We start from the raw sequence: 20,698 nt of genomic DNA, 5'->3' as shown, positions 1-20,698 counted from the left end.
CTACCGGCGCGGTCGTGGACCGCGCCTCCCGGCCACCGATCAGACGTGCTCGGTCCCGACGTCGTGCGACCCCTCCATGTCGCGGTGCTCCTCGTGACCGCGGTCCTCGGTCCGGCCCTGGTCGTAGCGGTCGTCGTGCCCGGAGCGGACGTCCTGGTGCTCGTACCGGTGCTCGTCGTCCCGGCGGTCGTCGTCGCGGCGGTCGTCGCGGTGCTCGTCCCGGTCCCGGTGCTCGTCGCGGTCGCGGTACTGGTCGCGGTCCCGGTCGCGGTAGTCGCCACGGTCGCGGTGCTCGTCGCGGTCGCGGTGCTCGTCGCCGTCACGCCGGGTGCCCTCGAAGTGCCGGCCCCGCTCCCCGCTGTCGTGGTGCTCGCCCCGGTGCCCCTCGCGGTGCTCCTCGCGGTCACGGTGCTCTTCCCGGCCGCGGTGTTCCTCGTGCCCGCGGTGCTCCCCGCGGTGCTCCCCGCGGTGCTCCCCGCGGTGCTCCCCGCGGTGCTCGCCGCGGTGCTCGCCGCGGTGCTCCTCCCGCTCCCGGTGTTCCTCCCGCTCGCGGTGCTCTTCCCGTTCCCGCTCGCGGTGCTCCTCGCGCGCGCGCTCCTCCCGGCGCTCCTCACGCTCGTGCTCGCGGTGTTCGCGCTCGCGGTGCTCCTCGCGCTCCCGCTCCCGGTGCTCGCGCTCGCGGTGTTCCTCCCGCTCGCGATCGCGGTGTTCGTCGCGCTCGCGATCCCGTTCGTCGCGGTGCTCCCGCTGCTCGTGCCCGAAGACGTCCCCGCTGCGGGTGTGCTCACCCGTGCTCTGGTCGGCCATGACGGTCCCTCCTGCCCGTTCCTGTGCGTGGCTCGTCCTTCGTGCGGTGGCGACCGGCCGGTCGCCGGCCAGCAGTCTCCGGGCGTTCCGGGTGCGGCGTCGTGAGTAGTCCGGTACTTCCCTGCGCCCCGACGCAGACCGGACTACTCATGGGCGCCGTCGTCCGCGTCGGCCGGAAGGCCCTCAGATGAAGGCCCTCGGACCGGAAGGCGTCGGCCCGGAAAGCGTCGACCAGGAGGCCGCGGCCTCACTCCTCCACGCCCGCTCGCAGGGCGACCGCCAGCTCCCGCCTGCCGGGCACGCCGAGCTTGCGGTAGATCCCGTGCAGCACGTTGTCGACCGTGCGGACCGACACCATCAGCTTGGCGGCGATGGCCTTGCTCGTCATCCCGGCGGCCGCGAGCGTCGCGATCTCGGACTCCCGGGACGTCAGCACCCCGGCCGCGCCCAGCGACGCCAGGGGCGGGGTCGCGGCGCCCTCGCACCGTCCGGCCCACTCCCGCGCCCGGGTGGCCGCGAGCCGGGACGCGCCCTTGCGGCCGGCGAGCGCGTGCGCGCGGGCGGCCTGGGCCGCGGCCTCGGCGGCCAGCAGCAGCATCCCGTGGTCGGCGAAGACGTCGGCGACCTCGCCGAGCGCGCGGGCGTCGCCGGCGGCGAGCGCCCTTGCATGGCGGGCGTAGGCGGGCGCGATCGGGCCGTCGACCCCCGCCGCGACCTCGGTGATCCGCTCCAGGGCCACCTCCGCCGCGTCGAACCGCACGCACCCGTGCAGCGCCTGCAGCTCGACCTGCCGCTGGGAGATCGCCCGCGCGCGCTCGGCCGCGTCCAGCGCGCGGGTGACCGCGTCGCCGCCCTGGGCGGCCGCCGTCCACGCCGACGCGAGCACCACCCACGCCTCGCCGGCCCCGCCCGCCGCCTCCGCCGCCCGTTCGGCGTGCCGCAGCGCCGCCGCCGCGGCGACGGCGTCCCCCCGCATCGCCTCGGCCTCGGCGATCTGTGCCCGCACGTGGGCCAGGAACGGGAACGCGCCGTCCCGGACCGTGCCCGCCGCGTCCTGCAACCGCTCCAGGGCGGCACCGAGCCGCCCCTGCCGGGCGAGGGCGATGCCGTGCCAACCCCCGTACAGGGCCTGGGCGACGGGGTGGTGGGCGTCGACCGCACGACGGTGCCCGGCCTCGGCGAGCGCCTCCGCCTCCGCCAACCGTCCCAGGCCGACCAGCGCTCCGCAGCTCGCCGAGTCCAGGTGGGGGAGCCCCCAGCCGGCCGTCCAGGTGGCCGCGGCGGGCAGCGCCGCACGGCCGCGCCCGGCCACGGCCAGCGCGGCCTCGTGCCGTCCCGTGCCGCACCACGCCTCGGCGGCGACGGCCCGTGCCGGGCCGGCCAGCGGGCCGAGCCGGTCCTCGTCGTCGAGGAGGGGCGCGACCGTGGCGATTGCCTCGCCGCAGCGGTCCGAGTACGCGAGACCCGCCGCGCGCAGGACGAGCAGGTCCGGGCGCCCCGGGTCGGTCCGGGACGCGCGGTCGGCCTCCACCGCCAGCGCCGCCGCGCGATCCGGCGAGCCGACGCCCCACTGCAGGATCCCCAGGCGGACCAGCGCCAGGCGGAGCCGTCGCTCGTCGCCGTCCGCGGGCAGCCCGGCGAGCACCTCCTCGGCCGCGGCCGGCTCCCCGAGCGCCGTCAGCGCCTGAGCCAGCGTCAGGGAGGCGTCGAACCCGCCACCGCGACGGGCGGCGGCGCGGGCCACCCGCACTGCGGCCGCATGGTCCGGCTCCGCGACGTGCGCGGCCCGCCGGGCGACCGCCACGAGGGTCTCCGAGGGGACCGGGAGCCCGCCGGCCAGCCGCCAGGAGGTGGCCCGGATCCGGTCCACGGGTTCCAGGTCGGGGGCGTCGAAGGTCTCCGCAAGGAGCCGGTACACCGCGCGCTCGCGCAGCGGCGAGGTCGCCGAGCGCAGCACCTCGACGTCGATCAGGTGCGCGAGGGACACCCGCACGCGGTCGCCCACCGCGCGCGACACCAGCAGGCCCCGCTGCTCGAGCCGGTCGAGCAGGTCGGCGCCGTAGCGGCTCATCAGGCCGTCGGCGTCGAGGTCGCGGCCGAAGGCCAGCAGCTCGAGGGCCTCCTGCTCCCCGGGGAGCAGCGGGCCGATGCGGGCGCGGACCAGGTCGCTCAGCCGGCGGGTCGGGCGCAGCGGTCCCTCCCACCGCCAGACCCCGTCGACCGGGGAGAGGACGCGCGAACGCAGCCCCTCCTCGACGAACTCGCGCAGATAGGTCGCGTTGCCGCCGGTCAGGGTGTGTAGCCGCTGCACGGTCGCCCGGGCCACCCGGCCCTCGACGACCCGGCTCAGCAGCTCGGCCGTCTCGTCCTCGTCGAACTCGTGGACGTCGACACGTTCGAGCAGGTTCTCCTTCCACAGGGCGAACACCGGGTCGGGCACGGACACCTCGGTGCGCGCCGCGAGCACCAGGAAGGCCGACCGGGTCACGGCCAGGTGGTGGAGCACGCTCGCGGAGACGGGGTCGAGGAGATGGGCGTCGTTGACCCCGACGACCAGGCCGCGCCCGTTCGTGCCGGCGACGAGGTGCCCCGCGACCTGCGTGAGCACCTGCGGCCCCTCGACGGGGTCCGCGCCGACCAGCAACTGGGCCAGCGCGCCGAGGGGGATCTCCGACGCCGAGCGCGTCGCCATGACCCACCGTGCCGTCCAGCCCTCCGCCGCGGCCGCGTCGAGGACCGCCCGGGCCAGCCTGGTCAGCCCGGACCCGGCCGGCCCGACCAGCACGACGCCCGCCCGGCCGCCGGGGCCGGACCGGATCCGTCGCACCCGCGCCAACTGGGCGGCGCGGCCGACGAAGGGCCAGTGGCGCACCATCACGGCCGCCCGGAGGCCCCGGGAACGGGAGGGCCGGACGACGAATCCGCGCCGACAGGAGTGGAATCGACGCGAGCGGGACGGCCGAGAGCGCTCACCGGAACCTCACAGGAGAGTCCCACCGCCCCGAACCGCCCCCCGCGGATCGGCACCCGGACTCTGCCCATGTGCGGCCGCAGTGCCAACCGCGCACGCGCGAATTCATCCGCCTGTCGCAGCGCGCGGACCGCCAGGACGCCGGACGACGGCGTTCCGCGCGGCATCGCGCGCACCGGGGTCGGCTCGCCGAGCACGAGATTCGAGCGGCCCCGACCCCACCGCCCCGCCCGCGTGTGCATGGAGGGTCGTTCGACCCGGCCCCTGCCCGCCGTTACCCGACGACGGGCTTTCCCCGGAGTGCGGACGTCCCCGAGGAAGCCGTCAGACCTTCATCTCCGCGTACCTCTCCCCGGCGGTGTTCTCCACCACCACGCCCGCGACCTGGTCGACAGGGACGCCGGCGCTGCCGTCGAGGTGGACGCCGCCAGCCTCGCCCTGTGGCGGGACCACCCAGCCGCCGGCGATCTCCCGCGAGCCGTCCTTGGCCACCACGACCAGGCGGCAGTGCTCGCCCGCGGGGACGCCCTTGACGTTCGCCGCGAGCCGCACCCAGCCGTTGGCCGGGGTCACGGTGACCGCGGCGGTGACCGCGCCCTGGGTCGCCTCCATGGTCCGGGCCCCCGCCGCCACGGTGGCGGCCGGCGCGGACGGGGCCAGCGCCCGTCCGGCGACGACCCCGCCACCGAGCAGCGCCGCGGCCACCACCGCCGCGGCGACCGCGCGGGTCAACAGGCGCCGGCGGCGCTCCGCGGCGCGCTCGTCGCGGATCTCCCGCAACGCCCGGTGCAGCACCAGGTCGCTGTCGGGCGGGCCCTCCAGCAGGGCCTCGTCGGGCAGCTCGTCGAGCGTCCGCGTCATCGCGCGCAGGTCCTCCCACTCGGCGCGGCACTGCGCGCACCCCTCCAGATGAGCCTCGACCGCCGTCGTCTCCTCGGGGGTCAGCAGCCCCAGGACGTGTGCGGACAGCTCGCCGCCGTCGATGCCACAGGTCGTCATCCCGGCACCCCCTCCACGGTCGGGCCGAGCGCGGTGCGCAGGGCGCGCAGCGCGTAGTACGAGCGGGACTTCACCGTGCCCGGGGGCACGCCGAGCACCTCGGCGGCCTCGGGCAGCGTCCGGCCGCGGAAGTAGACCTCGGCCAGGACGTCCCGGTGGTCGGGCGAGAGCCGTTCCAGCGCGGGCAGGACGGTCAGGGCGTCGACGACCCGGTCCGCGTGGTCGCCGGTCGGGACCGGGGGAGCGGCGTCCTCCTCGACCTCCGACGGCCGGGCGCGCTGGGCCCGCACCCGGTCGGTGACCAGGTTCCGGGCGACGGTCAGCAGCCAGCTGCGCACCGAGCCGCGGCCGTTGGTCAGCACGTCGGAGTGCTGCCAGGCGCGGACCAGGACCTCCTGGACCACGTCCTCCGCCGCCGCCCGGTCGCCGAGCAGCCGGGTGGTGAACGCCAGCAGCGCCCGCCCGTGCTCGGCGTAGACGGCGCGGATCAGCGCCTCGTCCGGGTCCCGCGGACCCCTGCGTTCCCGGGCGCGTCCCCGCGCCCGGTGACCCGACCCGACCATGCACGCTCCCGGAGAGACGACGGACGACACCGCGGGCGGAACGGGCCGGACCCACCGGCGGTCCCGTGCCCCTGCGGAGCGCGGTGAGGGTAGCGAAGTCCACGTCAGCGACACGGACGCACCGAGGGAACGGTTCACCGTAACTTTTTTCCCGAACCGGTGAACCGCGTCCCGCCCGCGCCCGTGTCCTCTCGTGAACGCTCCCCCATGAACGAGGTGAACCGATGAGGACACGCGGCCCGATGCTGACGCTGCTCGCCGTGCTGGCGGTCGGCCTGGCGGTGTTCGCCGTGAACACGGTCCTGGCCGGCGGGCCCGACGACGCGCCGGCCGTGACCACGACCGCGCAGTCCGGCTCGGCGGGCTCGGACGGGTACGGCGCCCCCGCCGAGGCCGCCCAGGCCGCCCCGCAGGCCCAGGCCGCTCCCGAGGCCGCAGCCCCCCAGCAGGCTCCGCAGCAGGCCCAGCAGCAGGCGGCTCCTGCCGTCACCGACTCCGCCTTCGCCGGCCGCTCCGCCGGCAACGAGGTGACCGTCGCGATGGGCGTCGAGGGGGACAAGGTCGTCGCGTACGTCTGCGACGGCAAGCAGGTCGAGTCCTGGTTCGAGGGCACCGTCAACGGCGGGAAGCTGCAGCTCAGCGGCGTCGACGGCGACCTGACCGCCGACGCGACGAACCAGGCCGTGTTCGGCACCGTCGCCGTGGGCGACAAGAGCTGGCCCTTCTCGGCGCAGCCCGAGGACACGCCGGCCGGGGCGGCCACCGACCGGGCCGTCCTGAAGAAGCTCGGCACCGCCTGACCCGATCCCCGGAGGACCCCGTGAGCCGCTCCCCGCGCACCGGTGCCACCGACCTCGGCTACGACCCCGCCACCGAGGCCGGCACCGATCTTCCCGGCACCGACCGTCCCGCCACCGACCGTCCCGAGGCCGCCGACACCGGCGGCTACCGGCCGGACTACGACCCGGGCCGGTTCGACCCGCCGACCGACCCGAACCTGCCGATCGTCCCGGCGCAGCCCGACGCCGCTCTCGACTCCGGGCTGCAGGAGGCCACCACCTCGATCTTCGCCGCGGTGCCCGCCCAGGCCGGGCGCGACGACAGCGTCGACAGCGGCTGGGCCGACCCCACCTGGGGGCATCGCTCCTGGGACCGCCCCGACTACGACGACGAGCTCGAGGAGTTCGACCGGTTCGGCGGGTTCGACCCCGGCCCGCACCCCTACGGCGCCGACGTCGAGGGGCAGCCGGACGTCCCGGAGGTCGTCGAGTCCCCGGGCCACCCCGGCACCCGGCCGGCCGCCCTCCTGGTCCCGACCGTCGTCGGCGTCGCGATCTCCGTCGGGCTCGGCGTGTACGCCCGCGTCCACGAGGGCACCGGCATCGCGATCAACCTGGCCGGCTTCTCCAGCGGCCTCGCCGCCAAGAGTTGGCTGACCGCGGCCGCGTTCGTGCTGGTGCTGGTGCAGCTGTGGACGTCGATGCGGATGTACGGGCGGATCGGGAAGCGCCGCCCCGCCGGCCGCGGGACCGCCACGGTCCACCGCTGGTCCGGGCGCCTGGCCGTGCTGCTGACCATCCCGGTCGCGGTGCACTGCCTCTATGCGCTCGGCTACTCCGACGCGAACCTCCGCGTGCTCCTGCACTCGCTGCTGGGCTGCTTCTTCTACGGCGCCTTCGCCGCCAAGATGCTCGTCCTGCCCCGCCACGACGCCCCCCGCTGGGCCCTGCCCGTCCTCGGCGGCCTGGTGTTCGTCGTGCTGACCGGCCTCTTCCTCACGTCCTCGGTGTGGTTCCTCACCACCAAGGGCCTGACCTTCTGACCCCCGGAGACCCCACCATGAGCCCCCGTCCCGCGCTCCTCACCACCGCCGCCCTGCTGAACCGCAGGGCCGTCCTCGCCGGCAGCTGCGCCGCCGGCTGCGCCGCGCTCGCCGGCTGCGCCACCTACTCGGCGGCGCCGGAGCCCGAGGCCGCCCCGCAGGCGGGCGGCACAGCCGCGCCGCAGCCCGGCGGCGCCGCGGCCGCCGCGCTCGTGAAGACCGCCGAGGTGCCGGTCGGCGGCGGTGTGATCCTGGCCGCGCAGCAGGTCGTCGTGACCCAGCCGACCGCCGGGCTCTTCAAGGCCTTCTCGACGACGTGCACGCACCAGGGCTGCCAGGTGACGTCCGTCGCGGAGGGCCAGATCGTGTGCCCCTGCCACGGCAGCTACTTCTCGGTGACCGACGGCGCGCCGACCGACGGACCTGCGAAGAAGCCGCTCCCCGAGAAGACGGTCACCGTCTCGGGCGACGCCGTCACCCTGGTCTGAGCTGGGGCGATCAGAGTCGGAGATCACGGCCGGTCACGGCTGACCGTGACTGTGGGCGGTCACTAGACTCCGCACAACCCCGCGTAGCGACGACGCACCACGGCGTGTGCGCTCGCCGGGGTGGGTGAGGAGTTTGCGCGGATGACATCAGGCAGGGCACCGCAGGACGCCCCGACCGACCAGGTGGACGAGCAGGAGCTCAGCGAGAACGCCCCGGAGCCGCCGGAGCACCTGGTGCTCGCGGCCGAGTTCTCCGACGCCACCCGCGACCAGTGGGCGGCGGCGGTCGACGGCGTGGTCCGGAAGTCCGGGCGCATCGGCGAGGACGCGCCGCTCGGCGCGGGCGTCGAGAAGCTCGCCTGGGACACCGCCGACGGCCTCCGCGTGCAGCCGCTCTACACGGCCGAGGACGTCGCGGACCTGCCCGCGACCGGCGTCCCGGGGGCCCTGCCCTTCGTGCGCGGCTCGCGCGCCGGCGGGCACGTGCCGGACGGGTGGGACGTCCGTCAGCACCACGCCGCGCCCTCCGCGGCGGCGGTGCACGACGCCCTGCTGGCCGACCTCGAGAACGGCGTCTCGTCGGTGTGGCTCGCCGTAGGCGCCGGCGGGATCCCGGTGGCCGAGCTGGGTGCGGCGCTCGACGGCGTCGTGCTCGACCTCGCCCCGGTCGTGCTCGACGCGGGGGAGTCGGCCGCGGAGGCCGCCGAGGCCTTCCTGACCCTGGCCGAGGAGCGCGGCGTCGCGAAGGACGCCCTGCTCGGCACCCTCGGGCTCGACCCGATCGGCCTGCGGGCCCGCGCCGGCTCGGGACCGGACGTCGACTCGGTGGTCCCGCTCGCCACCCGCGTCGCGGGGGAGTACCCGCAGGTGCGGGCCGTGGTCGTCGATGCCACCGCGGTCCAGGAGGCCGGCGGGTCCGAGGCGCAGGAGCTCGGCTTCTCGCTCGCCGCCGGCGTGGCCTACCTGCGCGCGCTCACCGGCGCCGGACTCCCGGTGTCCGACGCCGCCCGCGTGCTCGAGTTCCGCTACTCGGCCACCGCCGAGCAGTTCCCGACCATCGCCAAGCTCCGCGCCGCCCGCCGGCTCTGGGGCCGGGTCCTGGAGGCCTCGGGCGCCCTGTCCGACGACCCGGCGGCCGCGGGCCAGGCCCAGCACGCCGTCGTCTCGCCGACGCTGTTCAGCAAGCGGGACCCGTGGGTGAACATGCTGCGCGGCACGGTCGCCGGGTTCGCGGCCGGTGTCGGCGGCGCGGACGCCGTGACCGTGCCGCCGTTCGACATCGCGATCGGCGAGGCCGAGCCCTTCTCCCGGCGCGTCGCGCGCAACACCCAGGCGCTGCTGATCGAGGAGTCGCACCTGTCCCGGGTGATCGACCCGGGCGGCGGTTCCTGGTACGTCGAGCACCTCACGGACGACCTGGCCCGCGCCGGATGGGCCTTCTTCCAGGAACTCGAGGCCGCGGGCGGCGCCGTCGCCGCGCTGGACTCCGGCCTGGTCGCCGAGAAGGTCGGCGAGGTCCGGGCGAAGCGGGAGAAGGGCGTTGCGACCCGCCGGACCCCGCTCACCGGCGTCAGCGAGTTCCCGGACCTCGACGAGAAGCCGGTCGAGCGCACCCCGCTGCCGGAGCCCGTGGCCCGCGGCGGCCTGCCGCTGTACCGGCCCGCGGAGGCCTACGAGGCGTACCGGGACCGGTCGGACGCCATCCTGGCCGAGACGGGTGCCCGCCCGGCCGCGTTCCTGGCCACGCTCGGCCCGCTCGCGGCGTACACCGCCCGCGCCGGGTTCGCGCGCAACCTCCTGCAGGCCGGCGGGGTCGCCGGGCCGGAGGCCGGCCCGACCGAGACGCCGGAGGAGGTCGCCGAGGCCTTCCGCAAGTCCGGCTCCCCGGTCGCCGTCCTCTGCTCCACCGACGCCCTGTACGGCGAGCGGGCCGAGGCCACGGCGGCCGCGCTGCGCGAGGCCGGCGCCGCGCGCATCCTGCTCGCGGGCAAGGGTTCCTACGACGGCGTCGACGGGTACCTGTTCGCCGGGTGCGACGCCCTGGCCGTCATCGACGACGTCTACGCCGCTCTGGAGGGGGCGAAATGACTATCCCCGACTTCACGAAGGTGGACCTCGCGTCCGGTGCGGCGCCCACGGCCGACTGGGCCGGCGGCCCGGAGGCCTGGGAGGCCCCCGAGGGCATCTCGGTCAAGCCGTTCTACGGCGCGGCCGACACCGAGGGCCTGGACTTCCTGCGCACCTACCCGGGCATCACGCCGTACCTGCGCGGGCCGTACCCGACCATGTACGCGAGCCAGCCCTGGACGATCCGCCAGTACGCGGGCTTCTCCACGGCCACCGAGTCCAACGCGTTCTACCGCCGCAACCTCGCGGCCGGCCAGAAGGGCCTGTCGATCGCGTTCGACCTGGCCACGCACCGCGGCTACGACTCCGACCACCCGCGCGTCGGCGGCGACGTCGGCATGGCGGGCGTGGCGATCGACTCGATCTACGACATGCGGCAGCTGTTCGACGGGATCCCGCTGGACAAGATGTCCGTGTCCATGACGATGAACGGCGCAGTGCTCCCGGTGCTCGCCCTCTACATCGTCGCGGCGGAGGAGCAGGGGGTGAAGCCGGAGCAGCTCGCGGGGACCATCCAGAACGACATCCTCAAGGAGTTCATGGTCCGCAACACCTACATCTACCCGCCGCAGCCGAGCATGCGGATCATCTCGGACATCTTCAGCTACACCAGCCAGAAGATGCCGAAGTTCAACTCGATCTCGATCTCCGGGTACCACATCCAGGAGGCCGGGGCGACGAACGACCTCGAGCTCGCCTACACCCTGGCCGACGGCGTGGAGTACCTGCGCGCCGGGATCGACGCCGGCCTCGACGTGGACAAGTTCGCCCCGCGGCTGAGCTTCTTCTGGGCGATCGGGATGAACTTCTTCATGGAGGTCGCCAAGATGCGGGCCGCGCGCCTGCTCTGGTCGAAGCTCGTGAACCAGTTCTCGCCGAAGAACCCGAAGTCGCTGTCGCTGCGCACGCACTCGCAGACGTCGGGTTGGTCGCTGGCGGCGCAGGACGTCTACAACAACGTGGTCCGCACCTGCATCGAGGCGATGGCGGCGACGCAGGGCCACACCCAGTCGTTGCACACGAACTCGCTCGACGAGGCGCTCGCGCTGCCCACCGACTTCTCGGCGCGGATCGCCCGCAACACCCAGCTGCTGCTCCAGCAGGAGTCGGGCACCACCAAGGTCATCGACCCGTGGGGCGGCTCGTACTACGTCGAGAAGCTCACCTACGACCTGGCCCGCCGGGCGTGGGGGCACATCGCCGAGGTCGAGAAGGCCGGCGGCATGGCCCGGGCGATCGACGCCGGCATCCCGAAGCTGCGCGTCGAGGAGGCCGCGGCCCGCACCCAGGCCCGCATCGACTCCGGCCGGCAGCCGGTGATCGGCGTGAACAAGTACGTGGTCGACTCCGACGAGGTCGTCGAGGTCCTCAAGGTCGACAACGCGCAGGTGCGCCGCGAGCAGATCGAGAAGCTCGAGCGGCTGCGCGCCGAGCGGGACTCCCGTGCCGTGGACGGGGCGCTGAAGGCCCTGACCGACTCGGCCGCGGCGATCGCGGACGGCTCGGAGCGCGGCTTCGACCAGAACCTGCTGGCCCTCGCCGTCGACGCCGCCCGCGCGAAGGCCACGGTCGGCGAGATCTCCGACGCGCTGGAGAAGGTGTTCGGGCGGCACTCCGGGCAGATCAGGATCATCTCCGGCGTGTACTCCGAGGAGGCCGGGGCCAGCCCGGCGATCACCCGTGCCCGCGAGCTCGTCGGCGGGTTCGCCGAGGAGGAGGGCCGCCAGCCCCGCATCCTCGTCGCCAAGATGGGCCAGGACGGGCACGACCGCGGCCAGAAGGTGATCGCGACGGCGTTCGCCGACCTGGGCTTCGACGTCGACGTGGGCCCGCTGTTCCAGACCCCGGCCGAGGTGGCGCGGCAGGCCGTCGAGGCCGACGTCCACGTCGTCGGGGCGAGCTCGCTCGCGGCCGGGCACCTCACGCTGGTGCCCGAGCTGAAGGAGGAGCTGGCCAAGCTGGGCCGCGAGGACATCATGATCGTCGTGGGCGGCGTGATCCCGCCGGCCGACGTGCCGCAGCTGATCGACATGGGGGCCGCGGCGGTCTTCCCGCCCGGCACCGTGATCGCGGAGTCGGCCGTCGAGCTGCTGGGCAAGCTGTCGGCCGCGCTGGGTCACGGGGACCACGCGGAGTCGACGGACTGATGCCCCCGAAGCCGCCGGACGTCCCGGCGCTGGCCAAGGGCGTGCTCGACGGCAACCGCACGATCCTGGCCCGCGCGATCACCCTCGTGGAGTCGAAGCGCGCCGATCACCTGCAGGCGGCCCAGCAGCTGCTCCTGGAGCTGCAGCCGCACGCCGGCGGCGCGACGCGGGTCGGGATCTCCGGCGTGCCGGGGGTCGGCAAGTCGACCTTCATCGAGGCGCTCGGCACCCGGCTGACGGGGGACGGGCACAAGGTCGCGGTCCTGGCCGTCGACCCGTCGTCCACCCGGACGAAGGGGTCGATCCTGGGCGACAAGACCCGGATGGCCGCTCTCGCCGTCGACGACAACGCCTTCATCCGGCCCTCGCCGAGCGCCGGCACGCTCGGCGGGGTCGCCCGGCGCACCCGCGAGACGATGGTGCTGATGGAGGCCGCGGGCTACGACGTCGTGCTGGTCGAGACGGTCGGCGTCGGCCAGTCCGAGGTCACCGTGGCGGGGATGGTCGACACCTTCCTGTTCCTCACCATCGCCCGCACCGGCGACCAGCTGCAGGGGATCAAGAAGGGGATCCTGGAGCTGGCCGACGTCGTCGCCGTGAACAAGGCCGACGGCCCGCACGAGCGGGAGGCGAAGGCCGCGGCCCGGGACCTCGCCGGTGCGCTGCACATGATGGCGCCGGCGAGCGAGCACTGGCGGCCGAAGGTGCTCTCCTGCAGCGCGCAGACCGGGAAGGGCCTCGACAAGGTCTGGGGCACGGTCCTCGAGCACCGCGCGGCCCTGGAGAAGGCCGGCGAGCTCGCGCGGCGCCGGGCCGACCAGCAGGTCGACTGGATGTGGGCGATGGTCCGCGACCAGCTCATGGACCGGCTCACCAGCGACCCGGGGGTGAAGAAGCGGCTGCCCGCGCTCACCGACGAGGTCCGCACCGGGGAGCTGACCCCCACGCTGGCCGCCCAGGAGATCCTCGACCTCCTCGGCTGACCCGACCGGAGTCGCCGCGGACGCGCCGGGATCCGGACGAGACAGACGGCGCAGGTCGGCGCATGCTGGGGGCGTGACGGACGTGGCGGGCCGGTCCCGGGAGTGCGCGCAGGCGCACCCCGGCGAGCCCCCGCGCCCGGACGGGACCCGGGGGCCAGGCCCGTCCCCGGGAGCGTCCGGACCGGCCGACACCGTGCCCGACTCGGCGCCCACCCCGCCCGGCTCGCTGCCCGCCCCGCCCGACGCCCCGACCGTCCGGCTCACGGCCGGCGGCGACCCCCGGCCGTACGGCCGCCACGGTGCCTGGGTCCTGATGAAGCGCACACTCGTCCGGGCGTGGGACGACAACATCTTCAGCGAGTCGGCGGCCGCCGCGTTCTGGCAGACGCTGTCCCTGCCGCCGCTGCTCCTGGGCCTGCTGGGCAGCCTCGGCTACATCGGCGGCTGGTTCGGCCCCGACACCATCGACCTCGCCGAGCAGCAGATCATCCGCGGCGTGTCCACGGTGTTCAGCCGCAACGTCGTCGACGAGATCATCGCCCCGACCGTCTCGACGCTGCTCACCACCGGCCGCAGCGAGCTGGTGTCGCTGGGCTTCGTGATCTCGCTGTGGTCCGGGTCGTCGGCCATGTCGTCGTTCGTCGACGCGATCACGCGGGCGCACGACCAGTACGGCGTCCGCAATCCCGTGTGGCAGCGGATGCTGGCGCTGCTCATGTACCTCGTGGCGCTGGTCGGCGGGATCATCTCCCTGCCGCTGCTGGCCCTCGGACCCGACCGGCTGCCGAAGCTGCTGCCCGCCTCCTGGCAGGACCCGGCCGTCACGCTGATCGGCTGGCTGTACTACCCGGTGCTCGCGTTCGGGCTGGTCCTGGCGCTGACCACGCTCTACAAGCTCGCGCTGCCGGCGAAACCGCCCTGGCACCGCGGGCTGCCGGGCGCGCTGCTCGCCGCCGTGGTGTTCCTGGCCGGGGTCACCGGGCTGCGGGTCTACATCAGCTGGCTCACCACCACCGGCTACACCTACGGCGCCCTCGCCGCCCCGATCGCGTTCCTGCTCGCCGCGTTCTTCATCGGGCTCGCGATCGTGCTGGGCGCGCACTTCAACGCCGCCGTCCAGCACTACTGGCCCAAGCGGCTCAAGGACCGGCGGAACGTCGTGCCACAGCCGCCCCATCCGTAACGATTGCGAGATCCGCTCCGAACGCCCGCGGTCGACGACGACCACGGAGGTGTCCGCGAGTGCTGACCCCGGGCGAGACCAAGGACCTGATGCGGCGCTTCGAGAGCGCCATGAACGAGCGAAAGCTCGACGACCTGGACGCGTTCATCGCGCCCGACGTCGTGCGGCACTGCGAGGCGACGCCCGCCGTCGTCGTCACGAACCTGGACCAGCTCAAGGACTTCCTGCGGTTCGACGCCGCGGTCTTCCCGGACAACAAGCAGACCTTCGAGCACATCGTCGTCGACGGGGACATGGTCGGGCTCTGGGCGACCTACGAGGGCACCCAGGACGGCGACTTCGGCCCCTTCCCGGCCACCGGGAAGTACGCCAAGGTCAGCTTCGGGGCCGTGTTCCGGATGGCCGAGGGCAAGATCGCCGAGTGGTGGGTCACCTGGGACAACATGGCGATCCTCCGCCAGCTCGGGCACCTGCAGGGCTGACACCCGCGGGTGTGCGGGGCAGGATGCCGCACATGACCTCACCGGGGGCGTGGCTGCGCCGTCACGACCCCGGTCTGGTCGCCGTCCGGCGGGCCGCGCGCGTCACGGTCGTCGCGTGCCTGGGGTTCTCCGTCTGCCGGTACGTCCTCGGCGAGCCGGACATGGCCGCCTACGCGCTGTTCGGGGCGGTCGCGCTCGGGGCGCTCTCGCAGATCCCCGGCCCGCCGCCCCGCCGCGCGCGGACGCTCCTCGCGATGCTGCCCGTCGGGGCCGTGCTGATCACCCTCGGCACGCTGCTGTCCTTCGACCTCGTCGCCGCGACGGCCGGGATGTTCGTCCTCGGCTTCGCGGTGAGCTATGTGGGAGTGGGCGGCCCACGGCTGGTGGGGCTCGCCGCCGGGACGCAGCTGCTCTACATCCTCCCGTGCTTCCCGCCGTTCGACCCCGGCTCGCTGGGCTGGCGCATCGCGGGGTTCGCGCTCGCGGTGGTGCTGCTGACGGCCGCCGAGCTGGTGCTCTGGCCCGACCGCAGCCCGCCGCCGTACACCGACCGGCTGGCCGCGGCCGTCGGCGGGCTCGCCGGGTGTCTCGACGCGGTGGCCGACGCCTGGGCCGGCCGCGGCCGGGCCCGGCTCGAGGCCCTCCTGCCCGAGGTGGTCGACGCCGCCGAGGCCCTCCGGCCCTCGCAGCTGCCGCCCGGCCAGGCCCCGGCATCGGCCAGCCGTCGGGACCACGCCCTGGCCACGGCGGCCGGGACGGCGCGCCTGCTGCTCGGGCGGACCGCCGACCTCGCCCTGGCCGACGACCGGGACGCCCCGGACCTGCCCGCCGCCGCGGCCCTGCTCCGCGTGGTGTCCGGCTGTGCCGCGGCCGCGGCCGCGTGGCTGCGCGGCGAGGGCGAGCTCCCGGACACCGACCGCATCGCCGCGGCGCTGCGGGAGTTCCGGGCGGCCCGCGCGGCCGTCCCACCGGACGGCATCCCGCCGAAACGCCTGCGGCTCGGCTCGATGGCCCTGCAGCTGGGGGAGTGGACGAAGACCCTGGTCACGGCACTGCGGGTGGCCGGGGGCGCACCGATCCCGCCCGACAGGACACCGCCCTCGGCCCGGCCCGGGGTCTTCTGGTTCGCCCGCGAGCCGGAGTGGGCGCTGCTCTGGCACCGGCTGCGCGAGCACCTCACGCCACGCTCGGTCTACTTCCAGGGTGCCCTCCGGCTCGCCGTGGCCCTCGCCGTCGCCCGGCTGCTGGCCGGGCTGTTCGACCTGTCCCACGGGTTCTGGGTGCTGCTCACGATCCTCACCGTGCTGCGCACGACGGCGGCCGAGACCCGCGCGCTGCTGCGGCCCGCCCTGATCGGCACCACGATCGGCGCGCTCATCGCCGCCGGGCTGCTCGTGCTGGGCGTGCCGCCGACGACCTACGCGATCCTGCTGCCCTTCGTGATGCTCGTCGGCTTCGCGGCCGGGCCGCTGCTCGGGCCCGGCTGGGCGCAGGCGCTGTTCACGCTGGTCATCTCGCTCGTGTTCGCCCAGGTCAGCCCCGCGGACTGGCACCTCGCCGAGGCCCGGTTGCTCGACGTCGCCGTCGGCGCCGCGATCGGCGTGGTGATCGGCCTGATCGCCTGGCCCCGCGGCGGGAGCGGGGAGCTGCACCGCGCCGCCGCGGAGTTCCTCGCCGACGCCGCCGGCGTGGTCCGCGAGACGGTCCGGGTGGTCGCCGAGGGCGCCCGTCCCGCCGACGCCCTGCCCCGCGCCCGCCGCACCGGCCGCCTCGCCGAGGCCTCCTTCGCGCTGTACCAGAGCGAACGGCACCCGCGGCCGGGCGTCGTCGACTGGCAGGCGACCCTCGTGGCCGGGCACCACGCCGTCCGCGGCGCCGAGGCGCTGGTCCGCGAGTGCCCGACCGGCCGACTCCTCACCTGCGTCGGCCCGCTCGACCTGGCCGCCGCCGACGTCGCCGCCCGCTTCGAGCACGTCGCCCTCGGGCTCGCCCGCCGCGACCGTACGGCCCTCACCGCGCCGACCCTCCCGCCGCCGGACCTCGACTGGCCCACGGACCTCGGCGTCGACCTCTACCACCTCGCCGACCTGCGGGTCTGGCTCGACGGGCTGCGGGACGACCTCTCCCGGGTCCTCGCCGCCCGGTCCGGTGCGCCCGAGCCGGCGGTCGACGTCCGCGTCAGGCTGGCCGGGATCGCGGACGGGGCGCCGGGGTGAGGGATCACGCTGCCCGAGCTCGGGTGCGTCGTGTCCTCAGCGCCGGAGCGCGGCGAGGGCCGACCCGACGGCGTTCTGCAGCAGGCCGGCCTCCGAGGGCAGGGTGAGCCAGGTGAAGCCCAGCTCGCGGTAGGTCGGGGCCCAGTCCGGGGTGCCGCAGTAGACCCCGACCGGCATTCCCGCCTCCCGGCACTGCCCGGTGACGGACCGGAGGAGGTCGCGGTACCCGTCGTCGTCGAGCGGCGGGATCGCGGCCCGGCCCGAGCTCAGCGAGAGGTCCGACGGGCCGACGAAGATCGCGTCGACGCCCTCGACCTGCAGGATCGCCGGGAGGTCCGCGACCGCTGCCATGGTCTCGACCATGATCACGCAGCGGCCCCGGGCGAGGACGTCCGCGCCGGTCCAGCCCACCCGCGTCGGCCCGAAACTGCGCACCCCGGCCGGCGGGTAGGCGCACGCGGCGGCGGCCGCCGCGGCCTCGGCGGCGGAGTCGACGAGCGGGACGATCACGCCGTCCGCCCCGCGGTCGAGGGCCCGGGCGATCGGGTCCGGAGCGTTGTGCGGCACGCGGACCAGGGTGGGGACGCCGCGCAGCGCCTGGAGCATGGCGAGCAGCGAGTCGTCGCCGAGGAGGCCGTGCTGGGCGTCGAGGCAGACGACGTCGACGCCGGAGGAGCCGACGATCTCGGCCGCGGCGGGGGAGGGCAGCTGACACCAGCCGGCGACGGCGCCGTCGAAGGAGAGGGTCATGACCGAAGACCCTGCCCCCTCGGCGCGCCTCGCGGGAACCGGGGCACGGCCACCGTAGGGTCACGCGGTGCTCGGGGTCAGTCACGCCACGTCCGGAGCGGCCCTCGGGCTCGCGGTCGCGGGGCTCGCCCCGCAGGCGGTGGGCACGGCACCGACGGCGGGGACGATCCTGACCTTCGCGGGTGTGACGGCCGGGGCGGCGCTGCTGCCCGACCTCGACCACCCGTCGTCGACGGCGAGCCGCCGGTTCTCCTGGGCCTCCTGGCTCGCCGCGCACGCCGTCCGGCCGCTGTCGGCGTTGGTCTTCCGTCTGACCCGCGGCCCCCGCGACTCCGGGCGCGGCACGCACCGCGGCCTGACCCACACGCTGGCCGGTGCGCTGCTGCTCGCCGCCGGCGTGGGCGTCGCGAGCGCGCGCTGGGGCACGCCGGTCACCGCCGGGGTGCTGTTCGTCTGCCTGGCGCTGGCGATCAAGGGGCTCGACGGCCTGGTCCCCGGCCCGCCGTCGCTGGTGATCGCCGCCGGGCTGACCTGGGTGGCCGAGGAGTACCTCCCCGGCGGCACCGCGGGGACGGCCGGTTGGCTCGGCCTCGCCGTCGGGCTCGGGATGCTCGTGCACTCCCTGGGCGACGCCGTGACCGAGTCCGGGGCCCCGCTGCTGTGGCCGTTCCCGATCCGCGGCCGGCACTGGTACCCGATCGGCAGCCCGCGGCCGCTGCGGTTCCGCGCCGGCGGTCGCGTGGAGTCGCTGCTGGTGGCGCCCCTGCTCACCCTCGGCACCCTCGCGCTGGCGGTCTACGTGGTGCCCGGGGCGCTCGACGTCCTGCTGGACCTGCGCGCCCGGCTGGTCGCGGGCGGATGATGGTCGACGTGAGCGACTGGAGCCTGCCCGGCCGGCCCGTGATCGGGATCCTGCACCCCGGCGCCATGGGCGCCGCCCTCGGCTCGGCCCTGAAGGCGCGGGCCGGGGCCGTGATCTGGGCCGACGCGGGGCGGTCCCAGGCCACCTCCAAGCGGGCCGAGCTGGCCGACCTGGTCGCCGTGCCGGACGTCGGGGAGCTGGCCCGGCGCGCCCACGTCGTGATCTCGATCTGCCCGCCCGGGGCCGCCCTCGACGTCGCCGGACAGGTCGCCGAGGCCGTCGCGGGGCAGGACCGCATCCCGCTCTACGTCGACGCGAACGCCGTCTCGCCCGCCACGGTCGCGGCCATCGGCGCGCTCTTCCCGGACGACGCCGTGGTCGACGGGGCGGTGATCGGCCCGCCGGCGTGGGAGGCGGGCACCACGGTCCTGTGGCTCGCGGGGCGGCACGCCGCGACCGTCGAGGCCCTGTTCGCCGGGACCCCCTTCACGGCCCGCACCCTCGGCCCCGAGCCGGGCACCGCGAGCGCGCTCAAGGCCTGCTTCGCGCTGCAGAGCAAGGCGCTGCCGGCGATCTGGCTGGCCCTCGACGAGGCCGCCCGCATTCTCGGCGTCGACGGCCCGCTGCGCGAGGAACTCGCCCGGACCGGCGTGGACTACCCGGCCGAGCTGGGCGCGGTGGCGGCGCGGGCGAAGGAGAAGGGCTGGCGGTGGGTCGCGGAGATGGAGGAGGCGGCCGACGCCCTGGCCGCGGCCGGGGTGCCCGACGGCTTCTCCCGCGCCGCGGCCGAGATGTACCGGCGCGCCTGATCTCCCGACTCGCGCGTGCGATCTCCCGACTCGCGGGTCCGGATCTCCCGACTCGCGCGTGCGGATCTCCCGACTCGCGGGTCAGGAACCCCCGACTCGCGGGACCGGAACTCCCGACTCGCGGGCCGGAGGCTCAGCTCGACGGGCCGAACCGCTCCACCCGGATCCGGTCCGTGCCGACGCCGAGCCCCGTGAGCAGGTCGGTGGCGGTGTCGCAGAAGGGCGGTGTGCCGCAGACGAAGACCGTCTGCTCCGGCAGCAGCAGCGGCTCCAGGTCGGCGGCCGTGATCCGGCCCGGCGGCCGCGCGTACCCGGGCGGCACCTCGCGGGTGTAGACGATCGTGGTCTCCGGTCCCGGCAGCTCGTCGCCGTAGTAGAGGGCCGCCGGCGTGCGTGCCGAGACGATCAGCCGGAAGAGCTCCGACCCCGCGATCCGGGCGGAGCGCAGCATCGCCATGAGCGGTACCACCCCGGACCCGCCGGCCACGCCGAGCGCCGGCGCGTCCCCGGGCCAGGCGAACCAGCCGCCGATCGGCCCGCGGACCTCGAGCCGGTCCCCGGGCTCGACGACCTCGTGCAGGAACTCCGACACCTCTCCGCCGGGCAGCAGCTCGACGGTCAGGTCGATCTCGTCCGTGCCCGGGACCGACGCCACGGAGTAGTCCCGCTGCGCGGTGTAGCCGTCCTCCGCGGTCAACCTGACCACGTAGTACTGACCGGCGATGTGCCCGGACTCCGCCGGGAGCTTGAGCCGGAAGGTCTTCGCCGTGGGCGTCTCACGCCGGACGTCGAGGACCGTCGCCGTCTGCCAGACCGCCATCAGTCCCCCTGGTAGCGCTGCTCGAGCCAGGGGTCGCCCCGGTCGTGGTAGCCGTTGCGCTCCCAGAAGCCCTGCTCGTCCTCGGCCATGACCCGCAGGCCGGATGCCCACTTCGCGCTCTTCCAGAAGTACAGGTGCGGCACGAGCAGCCGGGCCGGACCGCCGTGCTCGACGGTCAGCGGCCGCCCGTCCGCCTGCCACACGACCCAGGCCTTGCCGCCGGTCACGTCCTCCAGCGGGAGGTTCGTGGTGTAGCCGGTGTGCGCCGTGGCCATGACGAACTTCGCCTCGGGCTGCACGCCCACGGCGTCGAGCAGGGTGTCGACCGAGACGCCGTCGAACGTCATGCCCAGCTTCGACCACGTGGTGACGCAGTGGATGTCCCCGGAGTACCGCGAGCCGGGCAGGGCGTGGATCTCGTCCCAGGTCCAGCTGCGCGGGCGGTCGACGAGGCCCTCGATCGTGAAGGTCCAGCGGTCGGTGCCGATCCGCGGGGTGGCCTCGGCGTTGAGCACGGGCCAGTCGTCCTTCGCGTCGTACTGGCCCGGGGGCAGCCGCGGGTCGCGCGTCGCCCGGCCGCGCCCGGTGAATCCTCGGGTGATCGCCATTCCCGTCCCTTCGCCGTCCTACCGGGACACAGCATGGCGGACCGGGGCGGCATTCCCGCGC

Annotated in this window: 18 protein-coding genes; 12 read left to right on the top strand and 6 right to left on the bottom strand. The window is 75.3% G+C overall.

The window, feature by feature from the left end; translation table 11 throughout:
- The first annotated feature begins 45 nt into the window (after positions 1 to 45).
- Complete coding sequence (locus PKE99_RS11630; RefSeq protein ID WP_051736554.1) at positions 46 to 912, top strand: hypothetical protein; 867 nt, start codon at positions 46 to 48, stop codon at positions 910 to 912.
- Positions 913 to 1,054: 142 nt separating this feature from the next.
- On the opposite strand, the gene PKE99_RS11625 is transcribed toward PKE99_RS11630, so the two are convergent.
- The 3 genes from PKE99_RS11625 to PKE99_RS11615 form a co-directional block, all read right to left on the bottom strand.
- On the bottom strand, positions 1,055 to 3,682 hold the full coding sequence (locus PKE99_RS11625) for a helix-turn-helix transcriptional regulator (RefSeq protein WP_037039496.1): 2,628 nt from the start codon (positions 3,680 to 3,682) through the stop codon (positions 1,055 to 1,057).
- A 420-nt stretch (positions 3,683 to 4,102) separates the two neighbouring features.
- Positions 4,103 to 4,777: an anti-sigma factor family protein gene (locus PKE99_RS11620; protein WP_037039048.1), complete on the bottom strand. Its 675-nt coding sequence runs from the start codon at positions 4,775 to 4,777 to the stop codon at positions 4,103 to 4,105.
- Positions 4,774 to 5,340, bottom strand: a complete 567-nt coding sequence (locus PKE99_RS11615) for a sigma-70 family RNA polymerase sigma factor (protein WP_051736552.1) — start codon at positions 5,338 to 5,340, stop codon at positions 4,774 to 4,776. Before PKE99_RS11615 ends, PKE99_RS11620 begins: the two co-directional genes overlap by 4 nt.
- Positions 5,341 to 5,564: 224 nt before the next feature.
- Between PKE99_RS11615 and PKE99_RS11610 the strand changes: the two genes are divergently transcribed.
- The 9 genes from PKE99_RS11610 to PKE99_RS11570 all read left to right on the top strand — a co-directional run bounded on the left by PKE99_RS11610 (position 5,565) and on the right by PKE99_RS11570 (position 16,788).
- The gene (locus tag PKE99_RS11610) at positions 5,565 to 6,140 is read left to right on the top strand and encodes a hypothetical protein (protein ID WP_156066958.1); all 576 of its coding nucleotides are present in this window, start codon (positions 5,565 to 5,567) and stop codon (positions 6,138 to 6,140) included.
- 20 nt (positions 6,141 to 6,160) lie between these two features.
- Positions 6,161 to 7,162: a DUF6529 family protein gene (locus PKE99_RS11605; RefSeq protein ID WP_269322900.1), complete on the top strand. Its 1,002-nt coding sequence runs from the start codon at positions 6,161 to 6,163 to the stop codon at positions 7,160 to 7,162.
- A 17-nt stretch (positions 7,163 to 7,179) separates the two neighbouring features.
- Positions 7,180 to 7,650, top strand: coding sequence for a Rieske (2Fe-2S) protein (locus PKE99_RS11600; RefSeq protein ID WP_051736550.1), 471 nt, complete (start codon positions 7,180 to 7,182; stop codon positions 7,648 to 7,650).
- Positions 7,651 to 7,791: 141 nt separating this feature from the next.
- Entirely contained in the window at positions 7,792 to 9,738 is a 1,947-nt protein-coding gene (locus PKE99_RS11595) for a methylmalonyl-CoA mutase family protein (protein WP_081923635.1), read from the top strand.
- On the top strand, positions 9,735 to 11,924 hold the full coding sequence (gene scpA, locus PKE99_RS11590; RefSeq protein WP_037039045.1) for a methylmalonyl-CoA mutase: 2,190 nt from the start codon (positions 9,735 to 9,737) through the stop codon (positions 11,922 to 11,924). The genes PKE99_RS11595 and scpA overlap by 4 nt, the downstream gene beginning before the upstream one ends.
- Positions 11,924 to 12,907 (top strand): methylmalonyl Co-A mutase-associated GTPase MeaB, encoded by a 984-nt coding sequence (gene meaB / locus PKE99_RS11585; RefSeq protein ID WP_037039044.1) that lies wholly within the window; start codon positions 11,924 to 11,926, stop codon positions 12,905 to 12,907. The genes scpA and meaB overlap by 1 nt, the downstream gene beginning before the upstream one ends.
- 73 nt (positions 12,908 to 12,980) lie before the next feature.
- Positions 12,981 to 14,090 carry a YihY/virulence factor BrkB family protein gene (locus tag PKE99_RS11580; protein WP_425566499.1) on the top strand — a complete coding sequence of 370 codons (1,110 nt, stop codon included), beginning with the start codon at positions 12,981 to 12,983 and terminating at the stop codon, positions 14,088 to 14,090.
- A gap of 59 nt (positions 14,091 to 14,149) precedes the next feature.
- Positions 14,150 to 14,572 carry an ester cyclase gene (locus PKE99_RS11575; RefSeq protein ID WP_037039042.1) on the top strand — a complete coding sequence of 141 codons (423 nt, stop codon included), beginning with the start codon at positions 14,150 to 14,152 and terminating at the stop codon, positions 14,570 to 14,572.
- 32 nt (positions 14,573 to 14,604) lie between these two features.
- Positions 14,605 to 16,788 carry an FUSC family protein gene (locus PKE99_RS11570; RefSeq protein ID WP_051736548.1) on the top strand — a complete coding sequence of 728 codons (2,184 nt, stop codon included), beginning with the start codon at positions 14,605 to 14,607 and terminating at the stop codon, positions 16,786 to 16,788.
- Positions 16,789 to 16,824: 36 nt separating this feature from the next.
- Here the strand turns inward: PKE99_RS11570 and PKE99_RS11565 are convergent, their stop codons facing one another.
- Positions 16,825 to 17,538, bottom strand: coding sequence for an HpcH/HpaI aldolase family protein (locus tag PKE99_RS11565; RefSeq protein WP_037039039.1), 714 nt, complete (start codon positions 17,536 to 17,538; stop codon positions 16,825 to 16,827).
- Positions 17,539 to 17,605: 67 nt separating this feature from the next.
- On the opposite strand from PKE99_RS11565, the gene PKE99_RS11560 reads away from it, so the two are divergent.
- Positions 17,606 to 18,400, top strand: coding sequence for a metal-dependent hydrolase (locus PKE99_RS11560; protein ID WP_037039037.1), 795 nt, complete (start codon positions 17,606 to 17,608; stop codon positions 18,398 to 18,400).
- Between the two features lie 8 nt (positions 18,401 to 18,408).
- Positions 18,409 to 19,209 (top strand): DUF1932 domain-containing protein, encoded by an 801-nt coding sequence (locus PKE99_RS11555; protein WP_231497999.1) that lies wholly within the window; start codon positions 18,409 to 18,411, stop codon positions 19,207 to 19,209.
- A 133-nt stretch (positions 19,210 to 19,342) separates the two neighbouring features.
- On the opposite strand, the gene PKE99_RS11550 is transcribed toward PKE99_RS11555, so the two are convergent.
- Both PKE99_RS11550 and PKE99_RS11545 read right to left on the bottom strand, forming a co-directional pair.
- The gene (locus PKE99_RS11550) at positions 19,343 to 20,029 is read right to left on the bottom strand and encodes a ferredoxin reductase (protein WP_051736546.1); all 687 of its coding nucleotides are present in this window, start codon (positions 20,027 to 20,029) and stop codon (positions 19,343 to 19,345) included.
- On the bottom strand, positions 20,029 to 20,637 hold the full coding sequence (locus PKE99_RS11545) for a sulfite oxidase-like oxidoreductase (RefSeq protein WP_037039035.1): 609 nt from the start codon (positions 20,635 to 20,637) through the stop codon (positions 20,029 to 20,031). Before PKE99_RS11545 ends, PKE99_RS11550 begins: the two co-directional genes overlap by 1 nt.
- Between the last annotated feature and the right edge of the window lie 61 nt (positions 20,638 to 20,698).

The sequence above is a fragment of the Pseudonocardia halophobica genome (assembly GCF_027922425.1).
Taxonomy (GTDB): Bacteria; Actinomycetota; Actinomycetes; order Mycobacteriales; family Pseudonocardiaceae; genus Pseudonocardia; species Pseudonocardia halophobica.
The sequence above is the reverse complement of the archived record's forward strand: the minus strand, read 5'-3'. Positions and strand labels throughout refer to the sequence as shown.

Excerpts from the sequence above, each read along its gene's own strand:
- PKE99_RS11620 (WP_037039048.1), bottom strand. The coding sequence starts at position 4,777 with ATGACGACCTGTGGCATCGACGGCGGCGAGCTGTCCGCACACGTCCTG.
- PKE99_RS11595 (WP_081923635.1), top strand. The coding sequence starts at position 7,792 with ATGACATCAGGCAGGGCACCGCAGGACGCCCCGACCGACCAGGTGGAC.
- PKE99_RS11545 (WP_037039035.1), bottom strand. The coding sequence starts at position 20,637 with ATGGCGATCACCCGAGGATTCACCGGGCGCGGCCGGGCGACGCGCGAC.
- PKE99_RS11550 (WP_051736546.1), bottom strand. The coding sequence starts at position 20,029 with ATGGCGGTCTGGCAGACGGCGACGGTCCTCGACGTCCGGCGTGAGACG.
- PKE99_RS11565 (WP_037039039.1), bottom strand. The coding sequence starts at position 17,538 with ATGACCCTCTCCTTCGACGGCGCCGTCGCCGGCTGGTGTCAGCTGCCC.
- PKE99_RS11600 (WP_051736550.1), top strand. The coding sequence starts at position 7,180 with ATGAGCCCCCGTCCCGCGCTCCTCACCACCGCCGCCCTGCTGAACCGC.
- PKE99_RS11615 (WP_051736552.1), bottom strand. The coding sequence starts at position 5,340 with ATGGTCGGGTCGGGTCACCGGGCGCGGGGACGCGCCCGGGAACGCAGG.
- PKE99_RS11625 (WP_037039496.1), bottom strand. The coding sequence starts at position 3,682 with ATGGTGCGCCACTGGCCCTTCGTCGGCCGCGCCGCCCAGTTGGCGCGG.
- PKE99_RS11570 (WP_051736548.1), top strand. The coding sequence starts at position 14,605 with ATGACCTCACCGGGGGCGTGGCTGCGCCGTCACGACCCCGGTCTGGTC.
- PKE99_RS11610 (WP_156066958.1), top strand. The coding sequence starts at position 5,565 with ATGAGGACACGCGGCCCGATGCTGACGCTGCTCGCCGTGCTGGCGGTC.
- scpA (WP_037039045.1), top strand. The coding sequence starts at position 9,735 with ATGACTATCCCCGACTTCACGAAGGTGGACCTCGCGTCCGGTGCGGCG.
- meaB (WP_037039044.1), top strand. The coding sequence starts at position 11,924 with ATGCCCCCGAAGCCGCCGGACGTCCCGGCGCTGGCCAAGGGCGTGCTC.